We start from the raw sequence: 14576 nt of genomic DNA, 5'->3' as shown, positions 1-14576 counted from the left end.
CAACAAAGACGCGTTCCCCACCCGCCAGCATTCATTGCCAGCGAACCCATTCATATCGCTTGCCGAAACAAGCCCAGCTTTGCTGCGTAAGTCTTCAAGCGCAATATCAGGCTTTCGTTCACTTTGCGGTCGGAGAGCAGCGCGGCGCCTCTGGCCATCGCGCTCAACAGGACCTGCGGCTTGGAACCTATAATCAGTAAAGCTCTCGCCCGAGAGCCCGGCTTTCGCCCGTAGGTCTACGGGGCCGGCACCGATGTGTTGACCGGAACGTAGTCGTTCCCACGGGATATTCCAAGAGGTTTTTTAGAGCCCAATCCGGCTTTTATGGGGGCATTTTTCGGGCCGAGACGGCCCTGGGAATGCCTGCCAGGTCGGCCTTGGGCGGCCGGTCGATCGATAACGCGGCAGCTGCCATCAAGGTTTCAATATCCGCGGCCTGGCCCTGTCCGGCCTCGACGATCAGGGCGCCGCCGGGGACGAGCCGCTCGGCCGCCTGCGGGATCAGGACGCGGTAGGCGTCGTAACCGTCATTGCCGCCGTCGAGCGCCAGATGCGGATCGTGCTCGCGCACCTCGATGCCGAGTTTCGGAATTTCCCCTGCGGGGATATAGGGCGGGTTCGACACGATCAGATCGAACGGACCCGAGAGCGCCGCCGCGTAGGAGCAGGCGACGAAGCCGGCACGGTCGGCAAGGCCGAGGGCGGCGGCATTGCCTCTGGCGGTATGAAGCGCGGTCAGGCTGAGATCGGTGCCGACGCCAAACGCATCGGGAATCTCGTGCAGCAGCGCGAGCAGGATCGCGCCGGACCCGGTGCCGATATCGGCGATGCGGGGTCGCCGCCCAGCGATCGCCAGCTCGCGAAAAATCTCGAGCGCCAGCTCGACCACGGTCTCGGTATCCGGCCGCGGCACCAGCGTAGCCTCGGACAGTCGGAACGACAGGCCCCAGAATTCCCGCATGCCGAGAATGCGAGCGACCGGCTCGCGCGCGAGTCTGCGCTGCGCGTATCCCTCGAGCCGCGCTGCCTCGTCCAGCGAGAGTTGCCGCGTCGCCTGCGTGATCAGCCCGGTCAGATCGAGCCCCAGCGCGGCGCCGACGAGCAGGCGTGCATCGAGGGAGGGTTCTTCGATACCCGCTGCTTGCAGCCGCGTCGTGAGCGCGCGCCGCGCGCTCTCGATGCTGTGTCCGGAATCGAAACCTGTCGCCAAGGGAACCATCCTGCCTGGCATCGTGGATAGATCGGCGGCCTTGCTTGCGTCAATGGAAAGGAGCGCGTTTGATCGCGCACCGCGCTGCAAAGGAGAACGTCAATGAACGCCTATGACAGTCAGAACGTCTTCGCCAAGATCCTGCGCGGCGAGATTCCCTGTTTCGAGGTGTTCAGGGACGACCGCAGCTTCGCCTTCCTCGACATCATGCCGCGCTCGCCCGGGCATACGCTGGTGATTCCGAGGGCGCCGGCGCGCGGCATTCTCGACATTGCCGACGACGATCTTGCCGCGGTGGCCCGGACCGCCAAGCGGATCGCGGTTGCGGGCATGAAGGCGTTCGACGCGGAAGGGATCATCCTCCAGCAGTTCAGCGAGCCGGCCAGCGGGCAGGTGGTGTTTCATCTGCACATGCACGTCATGCCGGTCAGGGCCGGCGTCGAGCTGCTGCCCGCGCAGACGCGCAAGGAAGACATGGCCGTGCTCGCAGATCACGCCAAGCGGATGATTGTGGCAATTGGGAGCTAAACGCCGAGATAGCGCTGCAGCAGCTCTGGCTGGGCCTTGAGCTCCTGCGCCGGCCCCTCGTGGACGATATGGCCGTTGTTGATGATGTAGATCCGCGTCGCCAGCGCCAGCGTCGCCGCCAGATTCTGCTCGACCAGCACGATGGTCTGGCCGGCGGCGGCGAGCTCGCGGCAGGCCTTGACGAGATCGTGGACGATGACGGGCGCGAGTCCCTCGAATGGCTCGTCCAGCAGCACGATCTTGGGATCGCGAACCAAGGCGCGTGCGATCGCCAGCATCTGCTGCTCGCCGCCGGAGAGCTCGGTGCCGCGGTTGCCGCGCCGCTCCTTCAGCCGCGGAAACATCTCGTAGATGCGCCCGAGCGGCCAGCGCTTTGGCGCGGTGATGCCGGCGAGAAGGATGTTCTCCTCGACCGACAGGCTGCCGAAGATGCGACGCTCCTCGTGGACGAGCTGCATGCCCGCCTGCGCGATCTTGTGGCTCCTGCGGCCGGCGACATCGGTGCCGTCGAACTTCACGCTGCCGCTGCGCGGCGTCACCACGCCCATCAGGCTCTTCAGCGTGGTGCTCTTGCCGGCGCCATTGCGGCCGAGCAGCGCCACCACCTCGTGACGCTCGACATGCAGGTCGACGTCGAACAGGATGTGGGAATCGCCGTAATAGCTGTTCAGGCCGTTGACCTCGATCAGGCTCATGCGGCGATCTCCCCATGCACGCCGCCGAGATAGGCTTCCTGCACGGCCGCGTTATTCTTGATTTCCTCGGGCGTTCCCGAGATCAGCACCTTGCCCTCCTGGAGCACCGTCACACGTTCGACCAGCTCGAACAGCGAATCCATGTCGTGGTCGATGATGATCATGGTTCGGCCGCGCGCGATCGACTTGAGCAGCTTGACGGTCTCGACGCGCTCGCGCGGGCTCATGCCGGCGAGCGGCTCGTCGAGCAGGAGCAGGCGCGGTGACGTCGCCAGCGCAAGCCCGATCTCAAGCCTGCGCTTCTCGCCATAGGCGAGCTCGGAGACAGGCGTGTCGGCGCGCCGGGTCAGGTTGACCAGCGCGAGCGTGTGCGCCACCTGCTCCGTCAGGCCTTTGACGCCGGCGAGCGAGCGAAACAGGTCGAGCCGGAATTTGCCGCGCAGCTCGGCGAGGGCGGCGATCGTCAGGTTCTGACGCACCGTCAGGCCGGTAAAGAGCTGGTTGACCTGGTAGCTCTTGGTCAGCCCGAGCTGGCAGACGTCCGTGACCTTCAATCCCGTGATGTCGCGCCCTTCGAAGACGATCTGGCCGGAGGTCGGCGCGATCTCGCAGGTCAGCATCTTGAAGAAGGTCGATTTGCCGGCGCCGTTGGGACCGATGATGCCGCGCAATTCGCCCTGATTGACGCTGAAATCAATGTCACTGTTGGCGACGAGGCCGCCATAGCGCTTGGTGAGGCCGGTGGCTTTCAGGATCGGCCCGGAATAGGCGGGGTGTTCGACCTCCTTGGCCTGCATCGGGGCAGGCGGCGCTTGCTGAGGCGTCTCGACCTCGGCCTCCTCGCTCTCGGCAGCCTTACGGGCGCGCCTGCCCGAGACGAGGCCGTAGAGATCGACGAGGCCGCCGACGATGCCGCCCCGGAGGAAGCAGACCAGCAGCACGAATACGACGCCGAGCACGAGCTTCCAGGCCGCTCCCAGCCCAAGTGCGGACTGGAGGAAATCCTGCAGGAATAGCCAGACGGTCGCGCCGACCAGCGGCCCGAACAGCGTGCCGCGGCCGCCGATCGCGGTCTGCATCACGAGCTGGCCGGAGGTGTCGAACGTGAAGGCGTCGGGCGGCATGAAGGCCTGGAGCACGCCGAGCAGGCCGCCGGCGAAACCCGCGTAAGCGGCGGCGATCACGAAGGCGGTCAGCTTGTAGCCGTGGATGTTGTGGCCGACCGCGGTGGCGCGCAGCGGATTGTCCCTGATCGCGCTGAAGATGGCGCCGACCGGCGAGCGCACGATCCGGAGTGCGATGATGACGCCGACGAAATAGCACAGCGCGATGAACTGATAGAGCGACCAACCATTGGTGAAATGGATGGTGGTGAAGCCGAGATTGAAACTCGGCGTCGGTACGCCCGGTAGCCCGTTCTCGCCGCCGGTGAAATCCGAGAGCGGATTGAATTCGACGAAGAAGAACACCTCCGCGATCGCCACGGTGATCATGGCGAAGTAGATGCCGGTGCGGCGCAGTGCGATCAGGCCGATCAGATAGCCGGTCGCTGCCGCTGCAATCATGCCGATGACCAGCGCGCCCAGCACGTTGCTGAAGCCGGTGCGGGTCAATAGGTATGCGGCGACGAAGCCGCCGGTGCCGTAGAAGGCGGACTGGCCGAACGACAACAGGCCGGTGAATCCGAACAGGATGTCGAAGCCGAGGCCGAACAGGCCCCAGACCAGGATCCGGTTCACCGTGTTCGGTGCGAAGCCGAGATGGGGCAGTACGAAGGGAGCCACGATCAGGCCGATGGCCGTCAGTGTCTCGATCAGGAACGGGCGTTGCTTGAGCATCGGCGGATCACTTATTCGCGGCCCTGCACGCCGAGCAGGCCATGCGGTCGCACCACGAGCACGAGCGTCATTGCCGCAAACAGCATCACATAGGCGTAACCGGGGTTGAACATGGAGGTGACGCTGATGATCTCGCCTGCGATCAGGCCGCCGAGGATCGCGCCGGGGAACGAGCCGACGCCGCCGATCACCACCACGACGAAGGTCTCGACGAGAATGTCGTCGCCGACGCCAGGGGTCAGCGACACCACCGGCGCGTTGACGATGCCGGCAAAGCCTGCGGCCATCGCGCCGATGCCGAACACCACCATGAAGACCTGGTAGACGTTGATCCCGAGCGAATCGACCATCACCGAGTCCTCGATGCCGGCGCGCACGATCATGCCGAGGCGGGTCCGGTAGAGCACGATGAACAGCGCGCCGAGCGCAATCGCGACGATGCCGACCACGGCGAGGCGGTAGGTCGGATAGAACATGAAGCCGAGATTGGTGATGCCCTGGAACAGCGCCGGCGGCGGCACCACCAGCGACTGGCTCGAGAAGATCAGCCGCACGATCTCGACGAAGCAGATGCCGAGCCCGAACGTCACCAGCAGTTGGTCCTCGTGCGGCCGGTGATAGAAATGGCGGATAATGACGCGTTCCATCACCACGCCGAGCAGCATCACGAACAGCGAGCCAGCGATGACGGCGAGGATGAACGATTCCGTGTACTGGTAGGTGACGTAGCCGGCATAGCCGCCGATCATGAACATCGCGCCATGCGCGAGGTTGAGCACGCCGAGGGTGCCGTAGATGATGGTCAGGCCGGAGCTGATCAGCGCGAGCAGAGCGCCGAGCGCGAGCCCGTTGAAAAGCTGCGAAACGAGGTTAGGCCAACTGATCATGCGACGATCGCCGTTGTGACGCGCGTTTGAGCTGCGTCAAAAAAGGTGACGCCGCAGGTCCAGAGGGTGGCCTACGGCGTCACAGGGGTTAGCTCGGGCTCAGGTGTAGTCGCCGAGATGGCAGCCGAACGCGTCGGGCTTCTGCATCAGGCCTTCACCCGGAACGATCTCGACGACGTCGTACCAGTCTTCCTTGCTCTTCATGTCCTTCTGCTGCTTGCCCTTGACGATGATGACCGGGCGAACGCATTGGTGATCCTCGGGACGGTAGTGCACGTCGCCGACGAGCGAGGGGATCGTTTCGCCCTTCTCGTAGGCCTTGATCACGTCCGGCGGATTGAAGCTGCCGGCTTCCTCGCACATGTGGGCCCAGTGCGCGAAGCTGACATAGGCGTTCTCCGCGCCCCATTCCGGCTTGTAGCCGTACTTCTTCTCGAAGGCCTCGTTGAACATCTTGGCAAGCGGGAACTTGTCTTCGATCGTCCACCAGTAATCGGTCGCGGCAAATACGCCCTGCATCAGGCCGCCGGTCTCGCGCGCGATGAAGGGCACCTGGTAGGGAACCACCAGCTTCATCTTGTCGAGCACGCCGAACTGCTTGGCTTGCTGGGTCGACAGCACCGCGTCATGGCCCCAGTTCACGTTGATGAGCACGTCGGCGCCGGAGTTGGCGACATTGAGCAGATACGAGGAATAGTCAGGCGCGCCGAGCGGGGCGACCTGGTTGGTGACGGTGGTCCATCCGGCTGTCGCGAGGAAGTCCTGCATCGACTTGGTGACGGTGTGGCCGTAGGTGTAGTCGGGGGTCAGATACGCGGCCTTCTTGCCCTTGCCGAACTCCCGCACCATCACCGGGCCGATCGCCGCCGCAGCAGTCTGGCCGAAGAAGTTCTGGCGAACGCCGTAGCGCACGCAGTCCTTGCCGGTGGTGTCGTTCGAGCCGGAGATGCCGCACACGAACAGCACATGCTCGCGCTGGGCCAGCTTGTTCAACGCCACGGCGACGGCGCTCGACGTGCCGCCCGTGATCATGATCGCCTTGTTCTCGCTGATGAAGCGCTGCTGCGCTTGCACGGCTTCGTTGGGCTTCGCCGCGGAATCCGCGACGCCGAACTTCAGTTCCTTGCCGAGCACGCCCTTGCTGGTCTTCGGCGAGATCTTCTTGATCAGCTCGTGACCTTCGTTGATGTGCTCGATCGCCAGCTGATAGCCCTTGAGCTCGTCCTCGCCCTGCACGGCGTATGTGCCGGTGCGCGGAACCGAGATTCCGATGAAGGCAGTGGAACCCGATACGCCCGCGGGATAGGTGCCGATCGCCGGCTTGTCCTCGGCGAAGGCGGGCATCGCGGGCAGCACCGAGCCGCCGATGAGACCTGCGGTGGTCTGGAGCAGACCACGGCGCGAAAGGCCGCGGCGGATGAGATCGTCAGTCATGGTGGTTCCTCCGAACATCATTCTTGTTTGTAGGCAAAACACGAGTTGTCCGGCGGCGGCCGACCTCGAAGGCCTGCGCGCGCCGGGCACGTCACATCCGCGTGTAGCTCTTGGACGCAAGCATTGCTTGTGAAGGCCTTCTGTCAATTTCGCCTTTGGTCGAACGATGGAAATTATGTCGTGAAAACATATCGGATCGCGATATATATTAGTCTTTGTGAGTACGAGGCTGGCGGGTTCGGCAAGGGAAATGGCGCGACAAACGACAGTGATGGGCAGCCGGAAGCGACAGGCCTGGCCGCAGGAGACGGAGCGGAAGGAGGCTGCGCGGCCTTCGGGGGAGGGTAGCGATGCCGCTCGCGCGTCCGAGCCGCGCAATCGCCCGGCTGGTGAGCGCGGACCCGCCGTCGGCGCGGTTCAGGCCAAGCGCGCGCCGGCACCGATGAAGCGATTGGGCGTGCGGGCCCAGAACGTCCTGAAAGAGCTCGCGCTCGAGCTCACCGGCGAGCAGCCGCCGAAGGGGAATTGGTCGCCCTCGCGCGATCTGCTGCGCGCGCTGACCGCCGAGCACCTCGCGACCGCGCGCAATTGCGGGCCGCATACGATACGGGAAATCGTCGACTGGGCGCAGGGCTGCGGCGTCACCATCAAGCCGGTGATCAAGTCCGGCGGCTCGTTGTCCGAGATGTGGGAAAAGCTGATCGCCAACGCAGCCTCTGGCGCGTTGACCAGCACCGAGATCGTCAGCGCGCTGCAGCGGTCTGTCAGGAGGAAAAGCGTGCGAATTCCGATCGCGTTTCAGGTCATCCTGGTGAAGATCCTGCTCTCGAGCTTCGAATAGACGATCGGATAGATGTGCATCGGTATCACCGCCCGGTTGGTCCGGTCGCGGCCGCTTGCTACTTTAGGCTAAGCCTCCCGCCATGGCGGGCGGCATGGTCGAGGTGGGGCATGGCTCAGGCGAAGAAGGCGCAGCGGTCCAAGGTGGTGACGTCAGCCAGGCGCACCGGCAGTGCGATGCGTGATTCGGATTACGCAGCGCTGGCGCAGTTTCGCTACCAGATCCGCAGCTTTCTGGCATTCAGCGAGGCGGCTGCCGTCAAGCAGGGATTGACGCCGACGCAGCACCAGGCGCTGCTCGGCATCAAGGGCTTTGTCCGTCCGGGCCCGGCAACTGTCGGAGACGTCGCGAAGTTTCTGCTGATCCGGCATCACTCCGCCGTCGAACTGATCAACCGGCTCGAAAAGCTGGAACTGGTCAGCCGCGTCGCCGATCCCGAAGACGCCAGACGCGTACACCTCAGGCTTGCGAAGAAGGGTGAGCAGAAGCTCCAGGCGCTCTCGCGGAAAAACCTCGAGGAACTCCGCCGCGTCCCGAGCTCGGCGCTGAGCCGTCTGTTGAAGTCGTTCGGAGAGCCCGGCGACGCCTGAGCGTCGTAGGCCCCGTTATGCCGCCGCCCCTTGCGCGGCAAGCTGAGCGGCCTGGTGCTCGGTGGTCAGCGCATCGGTGAGTTCGCCGAGCGCTTCGCCTGCGATCACCTGCGGCAGCTTGTAGAGCGTCAGATTGATCCGGTGATCCGTGACGCGCCCTTGCGGGAAGTTATAGGTGCGGATGCGCTCGCTGCGATCGCCGGAGCCGACCTTCTCCTTGCGCTCGGCCGAGCGCGCGGCGTCGACGCGCTGCCGCTCGGCGTCGTAGATGCGCGAACGCAGGATGTTCATGGCGGAGGCGCGGTTCTTGTGCTGCGAGCGGCTGTCCTGCATCATCACCACGATGCCGGTCGGGATGTGGGTGATGCGGATCGCCGATTCGGTCTTGTTGACGTGCTGGCCGCCGGCGCCTTGCGCGCGCATGGTCTCGATGCGCAGATCCTCGTTCTTGATCTCGACGTCGACATCCTCGACTTCCGGCAGCACGGCGACCGTGGCCGCCGAGGTATGGATGCGCCCCTGCGTCTCGGTGTCGGGCACGCGCTGCACGCGGTGCACGCCGGATTCGAATTTCAGCTTGGAGAATGCGCCGCGGCCCTGCACCTCCGCGATGATTTCCTTGTAGCCGCCGACGGTGCCTTCGCTCGCCGAGATCACCTCGACTTTCCAGCCTTGCAAGCTCGCGAAGCGCTCGTACATCCGGAACAGATCGCCGGCGAACAGCGAGGCCTCGTCGCCGCCGGTGCCGGCGCGAATTTCCAGTACGACGTTGCGGTCGTCCATGGCGTCCTTGGGCAGGAGCGCGATGCGGATCTTCTGGACCAGTTCCTCGATCTTCGGATTGAGCTCGTCGCGCTCGGCTTCCGCCATGCTGCGCATCTCGGCATCGGTCGCGGGATCGGCGATCAGCGCCTCGGTGTCGGCGAGCTCTTTGACGGCTGAGCGATAAGTCTTCACCGCCTCGATCAGCGGGGTGATCTCGGCAAGCTCGCGCGTGACCTGTACGTAGCGTTCGGACGAGAGTTGTCCGAGCGATTCGGCTTCGAGCGAAGCGTGATGCGCGAGCAGAACGTCCAGTTTGGCTTCGGGGAGTGACGACATCGGTTCAGTCTCAAATGGCGGAGGGAGGCGAGAGGGCGAGAACGGGCGGCAGGCCCGCTACAACGCCAGGCCCTCGGCCTCGGCAAATTCCGTCAGCTTCTGCCGGATCGAGACGCTGCCGGTCGGCGCATCCAGCAGCGGGCCGAGCATCGCTGCGGCCTTCTTGACGTCGAGGTCGATCACCATCGCCTTGACCGGGCCGAGCGCGGTCGCCGACAGCGACAGCGAGCGGTAGCCCATCGCGAGCAGCGCCAGCGCACCGATCGGTTTCGAGGCCATCTCGCCGCAGAGCGACAGCGATTTCTTCGCGGCCTGCGTCTTTTGCGCGATATCGCGCAGCGCACGCAGGATCGGCGTCGACATCGTGTCGAAACGTTCGGAGACCTTGGCATTGCCGCGGTCGACCGCGAACAGGAACTGGAACAGATCGTTCGAGCCGACCGAGATGAAGTCGACCTTCTTCAGGAGCTCGTCGAGCTGATAGAGCAGCGCCGGCACCTCGACCATGGTGCCGATATCGATGCGCTCCGGCAGCGTGTGGCCGTGCTGCCGCAAATATGTCAGCTCGCGCTCGACCAGGGCCTTCGCCGAATCGAACTCGGCGACCTCCGAGATCATCGGAAACATGATGCGCAGCGCGCGGCCGCCACCGGCGCGCAAGAGCGCGCGGATCTGGCCGCGCAACAGGCCGGGACGATCGAGCCCGAGGCGAATCGCGCGCCAGCCGAGCGCGGGGTTCTCCTCGATCACCGTTTCCATGTATGGCAGCGCCTTGTCGCCCCCGATGTCGAGGGTGCGGAAAGTGACGGGCTTCTGGCCTGCGGCATCCAGCACGGCGCGGTAGAGCGCGAGCTGGTCGCTGGTGCGCGGCAGGCTCTGGCCGACCATGAATTGCAACTCGGTGCGGAACAGGCCGATGCCGGCGCTGCCGGTGTCGTCGATATGGGGCAGGTCGATGGCGAGGCCCGCATTGATCAGCAGCTCGACCTTCTCGCCGTCTTTGGTCACGCAAGGCCGGTCGCGCAGCGCCAGATATTGCGCCTGGCGGCGGGCGCGGAAACGCACCCGCTCGGCATAAGCCGCTTCGATTTCCTGCGACGGGCGCACATAGATCGAGCCCGAAGTGCCGTCGACGATGATGGCGTCGCCGGGGTCGGCAATGCCGGGCGCGTTCGGGACTTCACCGACCGCGGGAATGCCGAGCGCGCGTGCCACGATCGAGACGTGGGAGTTGGCGGTGCCTTCCTCCAGCACGATGCCGCGCAGGCGCTTGCGGTCGTAGTCGAGCAGCGCCGCCGGGCCCATCGCGCGCGCGATGACGATGGCATTGTCGGGCATCTGCTCGCGCGAGGGCGCATGGTCCTGACCGACCAGCTGCCGCATCAGGCGATAGCCGAGATCCTCGAGATCGTGCAGTCGGTCGCGCAAGTAGGGATCGGTCACGCGCAGCATGCGGGCACGGGTGTCGGACTGGACGCGCTCGACCGCAGCTTCCGCGGTAAGACCGGTGGCGACCGCCTCGTGCAGCTTGTGCGACCAGCCCTGGTCGTTGGCGAACATGCGGTAGGCTTCGAGCACGTCGCGGTGCTCGCCGCCCTCGGCGACGTCGCCGCGCTCCAGCATGCGGTCGAGATCCGAGCGCAGCTTGGCCAGCGCGGCGTCGAGCCGCTTGATCTCCTTCGGCAGGTCCTCGGCGATATAGTCCTTGATGACGACGCGCGGCTCGTGCAGCACGACATGACCGAGCGCGATGCCTTCCGAGAGAATGGCGCCGGCCTTCTGCGTGGAATGGCGCGCGGCCGGCTCCAGGCCGGGCTGGGCCAGCGCGGACAACTCGCCGGAGGCGATCAACTCCGCCAGCACCATGGCGGTGGTTTGCAGCGCCTCGAGCTCTTCCTCGACATAGGTGCGCTTGGCGCGGTTCTGCACCACCAGCACGCCGAGGGTGTTGCCGGCGCGCAGGATCGGCACGCCAAGGAAGGAGTGATAGATCTCTTCGCCGGTCTCCGGGCGGAACGAGAAAGCCGGGTGGCTCTGTGCGTCGTTCAGATTGAGCGGCGTGGCTTCGCTGGCGACGAGGCCGACCAGGCCCTCATGGGCGCTCAGCACGGTGTGGTGCACCGCCTCGCGGTTCAGACCTTCGGTGGCATAGAGCTCGAGGGTGTTGTCGATGCGCAGCACATAGACCGAGCACACCTCGGCCACCATGTTGGCGGCGATCAGCACCACGATCTTGTCCAGCCGCTCCTGGGCCGAGACCTGCTCCGCCATGGTTTCGCGGAGCCGTCTCAACAAGACGCGGGGACCTCCCGACGCGCTCCGCATGAACCGTCAATCTCCTCCGTCTGCCGGCCCGGCGATATTGGCCGGCGGCTGGCCTAAAATTCCAGAAAAACAATCAATTTGTTTGTCCGGCGCAGGCGCAAACCCAAATCCTCTTGAGATTCAGTGCTTGCACCGAATCAGCGGCCTGAACTGGGACACAGTCTGCGGCAGCCCACCCTGTTCGCCGTATAGCGAATTGAGGCTTGTTTTGCCAAGCAAAACGCCTGCCAAACGCGAAGGTGTGTACACCTTCGCATTTGCTGCGACCGCTAAGAGAAAATTAGTCCAGGCATGGTCCGGAAATGCGAAGCGGTTTTCCGGAGAGACCGTGCTCAAACAAGAACTTGAAGCGCGACGACGGTCGCGCTTCAGGCCTGATCGAGGCCGTAGAGCGTGTGCAGCGTGCGCACGGCAAGCTCGGTATAGGCGGTGTCGATCAAAACCGAGAACTTGATCTCGGAGGTTGTAATGGCCCGGATGTTGATATTCCGTCCGGCGAGGGCTGAAAACGCCTGGGCGGCGACGCCGGCATGGCTGCGCATCCCGCTGCCGATCACCGAGATCTTGGCGACGTCGGTCGCGGTGTCGAGCCTGGCATAGCCGATCTTGGCCTTGGCGGCGGTAATCGTGTCCTTGGCCCTGACGTAGTCGGCGGCCGGCACCGTGAAGGTCAGGTCGGTGGTCTTGCCGTCTTCCGACACGTTCTGGACGATCATGTCGACGTTGATATTGGCCTCGGCGAGCGGGCCGAAGATCGACGCGGCGACGCCGGGCTTGTCCTCGATCTGGCGCACCGAGATCTGGGCCTCGTCCTTCGAGAAGGCGATACCGGTGACGACGTGATTTTCCATGATCTCCTCCTCGCCGCAGATCAGCGTGCCGGGCGGCTGGTTGGCGTGCGGGTCGATGTCCTCGGGCTTGTCGAAGCTCGAGCGGACGAAGATCGGCATGTTGTGGACCATGCCGAGTTCCACCGAGCGCACCTGCAGCACCTTGGCGCCCTGGGAAGCCAGTTCCAGCATGTCCTCGAACGCGATCTTGTCGAGCCTCTTGGCCTTCGGCACGATTCGCGGATCGGTGGTGTAGACGCCGTCGACGTCCGTGTAGATGTCGCAGCGGTCGGCCTTGACGGCTGCGGCGACCGCCACGGCCGAGGTGTCGGAGCCGCCGCGGCCGAGCGTGGTGATGCGGTTGGTCTTGGGATCGATGCCCTGGAAGCCGGCGATGACGGCGACCTCCTTGCGATCCTTGAAACGGGAGATGATCTCGCTGCCGTCGATGCCCTCGATCCGGGCCGAGGCATGGGCATCGCTGGTCTTGATCGGGATCTGCCAGCCCTGCCAGGAGCGGGCCTGGATACCCATGCTCTGGAGCACGATGGCCAGCAGGCCGGAGGTCACCTGTTCGCCGGATGCGACGACGGCGTCGTATTCGCGCGCGTCGTGCATCGGCGAGGCCTCGGTGCACCAGGCCACCAGTTCGTTGGTCTTGCCCGACATCGCCGAGACGACCACCGCCACTTCATGGCCGGCGTCGACCTCACGCTTCACATGGCGTGCGACGTTGCGGATACGTTCGATGTTGGCGACGGACGTGCCGCCGAATTTCATCACGAGACGGCTCATGACGACGCGTGCATTCCCTCTTGAGGATCAGTATGGTGACCCGCGCCGGACGGATGCCCTGGGGGATACCGACCGCGCGTATACAGAGGGGCGGGGCCGGGGGCAAGCGGGTTCCTGCAGGGCCCAATCCGGGCAATGGGTTATCAGAGGTTATGGCGCGCTATATTGACGAAATCCTGCAGCCCGGCGAGCGGGTGCTGTATTCGACCAATGCGCATTGGATTTTCTATTTCCCGGCCATTCTGGCCTGGATCGTGGCCCTGGTCCTGTTCGCGGTCTCCCGCCGGAGCGATATCTACAGCGTGGAGATGCTGTGCCTGCTCGGCTCCGGCCTGGTGGCGCTGGCCGCCCTTTACTGGACGGTGAAAGGCTGGTTCCATCGCCTCACCACGGAGACCGATGTCACCAATCTCCGGGTTGTGCACAAGATCGGCTTCATCAAGCGCCGCACCTTTGAAATGGCGCTGGACAAGGTCGAGAGTGTCGACGTCAACCAGACCATCCTCGGACGTATTCTCAACTACGGCGACGTGACCATCAATGGCGTCGGCGAAGGACGCGAGACCATCCGCACCATCGCCTCTCCGCTCGCCTTCCGTAGTTCGATCACCACGCGGTAGGACCGCGCGTAACCATGAGCATGCAGCAAGATTCTTCCGCAACTGCTTCCCCGCCGGCGGGCTCGACCGTCGATGCCGCCGAGATCGCGAAATTCTCAAAGCTCTCGGCCGAGTGGTGGGATCCCAAGGGCAAGATGGCGCCGCTGCACCGGATCAATCCGCTGCGGCTCGGCTATATCCGCGACGCCGCCTGCCGCAAGTTCGAGCGCAACGTGCGCAGTCTCAACTGCCTCGGCGGCCTGCGCGTGCTCGACATCGGCTGCGGTGCCGGCCTGTTGTGCGAGCCGCTGTCGCGCCTTGGCGCGCAGGTCATCGGCGTCGATCCGTCGGCCAGCAACATCGCTGCCGCAAAGCTGCATGCCGGCAAGAGCCATCTGTCGATCGACTATCGCTGCACCACGGTGGAGGAGATCGACCCGCGCGAGCGTTTTGACATCGTCCTGGCGATGGAAGTGGTCGAACACGTCGTCGACGTCGGCGTCTTCCTGAAGCGCTGCGCCTCGATGCTGAAGCCGAACGGCCTGATGGTAGTGTCCACGCTCAACCGCAACTGGAAGAGCTTTGCGCTCGCCATTGTCGGCGCCGAATACGTCCTGCGCTGGCTGCCGCGCGGCACCCACGAATGGAACAAGTTCGTCACCCCGGACGAACTGACCAAATACCTCCTCGACAACCGTCTCGTCATCACCGAGCAGACCGGTGTGGTTTACTCGCCATTCGCCGACAAATGGACGCTTTCGTCGGACATGGACGTGAACTACATGGTGGTGGCGGAAGGAATGGTGTGAAGCCAAGCAGTCTCTAAGTACTCGCCGGGACGACGGCGGAGAGTGTAGCGAGAGCATCGCTCCTATGACGTGGGCGTGATTGACCTCTTGCCGT

Annotated in this window: 13 protein-coding genes; 5 read left to right on the top strand and 8 right to left on the bottom strand. The window is 64.5% G+C overall.

Annotation, left to right across the window (positions count from 1 at the left end; genetic code table 11):
- Positions 1-322: 322 nt before the first annotated feature.
- On the bottom strand, positions 323-1219 hold the full coding sequence (prmC, locus tag QY049_RS25590; RefSeq protein ID WP_258764687.1) for a peptide chain release factor N(5)-glutamine methyltransferase: 897 nt from the start codon (positions 1217-1219) through the stop codon (positions 323-325).
- Between the two features lie 93 nt (positions 1220-1312).
- Here prmC and QY049_RS25585 point away from each other — a divergent pair, with 93 nt between their 5' ends.
- Positions 1313-1738 (top strand): HIT family protein, encoded by a 426-nt coding sequence (locus tag QY049_RS25585; RefSeq protein ID WP_194479093.1) that lies wholly within the window; start codon positions 1313-1315, stop codon positions 1736-1738.
- Here the strand turns inward: QY049_RS25585 and QY049_RS25580 are convergent.
- From QY049_RS25580 to QY049_RS25565, 4 genes are all read right to left on the bottom strand, one after another.
- On the bottom strand, positions 1735-2433 hold the full coding sequence (locus tag QY049_RS25580; protein ID WP_194479094.1) for an ABC transporter ATP-binding protein: 699 nt from the start codon (positions 2431-2433) through the stop codon (positions 1735-1737). The two genes, QY049_RS25585 and QY049_RS25580, sit on opposite strands and share 4 nt — an antisense overlap.
- Entirely contained in the window at positions 2430-4271 is a 1842-nt protein-coding gene (locus tag QY049_RS25575; protein ID WP_258764690.1) for a branched-chain amino acid ABC transporter ATP-binding protein/permease, read from the bottom strand. Before QY049_RS25575 ends, QY049_RS25580 begins: the two co-directional genes overlap by 4 nt.
- Positions 4272-4282: 11 nt before the next feature.
- Positions 4283-5158 (bottom strand): branched-chain amino acid ABC transporter permease, encoded by an 876-nt coding sequence (locus tag QY049_RS25570; protein WP_194479096.1) that lies wholly within the window; start codon positions 5156-5158, stop codon positions 4283-4285.
- A gap of 99 nt (positions 5159-5257) precedes the next feature.
- Complete coding sequence (locus QY049_RS25565) at positions 5258-6592, bottom strand: substrate-binding protein (protein WP_258764691.1); 1335 nt, start codon at positions 6590-6592, stop codon at positions 5258-5260.
- A gap of 250 nt (positions 6593-6842) precedes the next feature.
- Here QY049_RS25565 and QY049_RS25560 point away from each other — a divergent pair, with 250 nt between their 5' ends.
- Positions 6843-7433, top strand: a complete 591-nt coding sequence (locus QY049_RS25560) for a hypothetical protein (protein ID WP_258764692.1) — start codon at positions 6843-6845, stop codon at positions 7431-7433.
- 110 nt (positions 7434-7543) lie between these two features.
- The gene (locus tag QY049_RS25555) at positions 7544-8023 is read left to right on the top strand and encodes a MarR family winged helix-turn-helix transcriptional regulator (protein ID WP_258764693.1); all 480 of its coding nucleotides are present in this window, start codon (positions 7544-7546) and stop codon (positions 8021-8023) included.
- Between the two features lie 15 nt (positions 8024-8038).
- On the opposite strand, the gene prfA is transcribed toward QY049_RS25555, so the two are convergent.
- The 3 genes from prfA to QY049_RS25540 all read right to left on the bottom strand — a co-directional run bounded on the left by prfA (position 8039) and on the right by QY049_RS25540 (position 13074).
- Positions 8039-9124, bottom strand: a complete 1086-nt coding sequence (gene prfA / locus QY049_RS25550) for a peptide chain release factor 1 (protein ID WP_194479100.1) — start codon at positions 9122-9124, stop codon at positions 8039-8041.
- Positions 9125-9181: 57 nt separating this feature from the next.
- Complete coding sequence (gene ptsP / locus QY049_RS25545) at positions 9182-11449, bottom strand: phosphoenolpyruvate--protein phosphotransferase (RefSeq protein WP_194479101.1); 2268 nt, start codon at positions 11447-11449, stop codon at positions 9182-9184.
- 368 nt (positions 11450-11817) lie between these two features.
- Positions 11818-13074, bottom strand: coding sequence for an aspartate kinase (locus QY049_RS25540; protein ID WP_258764696.1), 1257 nt, complete (start codon positions 13072-13074; stop codon positions 11818-11820).
- A 152-nt stretch (positions 13075-13226) separates the two neighbouring features.
- Between QY049_RS25540 and QY049_RS25535 the strand changes: the two genes are divergently transcribed.
- Together QY049_RS25535 and ubiG are read left to right on the top strand one after the other, a co-directional pair.
- Complete coding sequence (locus QY049_RS25535) at positions 13227-13694, top strand: PH domain-containing protein (RefSeq protein ID WP_194479103.1); 468 nt, start codon at positions 13227-13229, stop codon at positions 13692-13694.
- A gap of 14 nt (positions 13695-13708) precedes the next feature.
- Positions 13709-14482, top strand: a complete 774-nt coding sequence (gene ubiG / locus QY049_RS25530) for a bifunctional 2-polyprenyl-6-hydroxyphenol methylase/3-demethylubiquinol 3-O-methyltransferase UbiG (protein WP_258764698.1) — start codon at positions 13709-13711, stop codon at positions 14480-14482.
- Positions 14483-14576: the final 94 nt, after the last annotated feature.

It is taken from the genome of Bradyrhizobium sp. WYCCWR 13022, assembly GCF_030435535.1.
In the GTDB taxonomy this organism is placed as follows: Bacteria; Pseudomonadota; Alphaproteobacteria; order Rhizobiales; family Xanthobacteraceae; genus Bradyrhizobium.
This window is presented reverse-complemented; position numbering and strand designations above follow the sequence as displayed.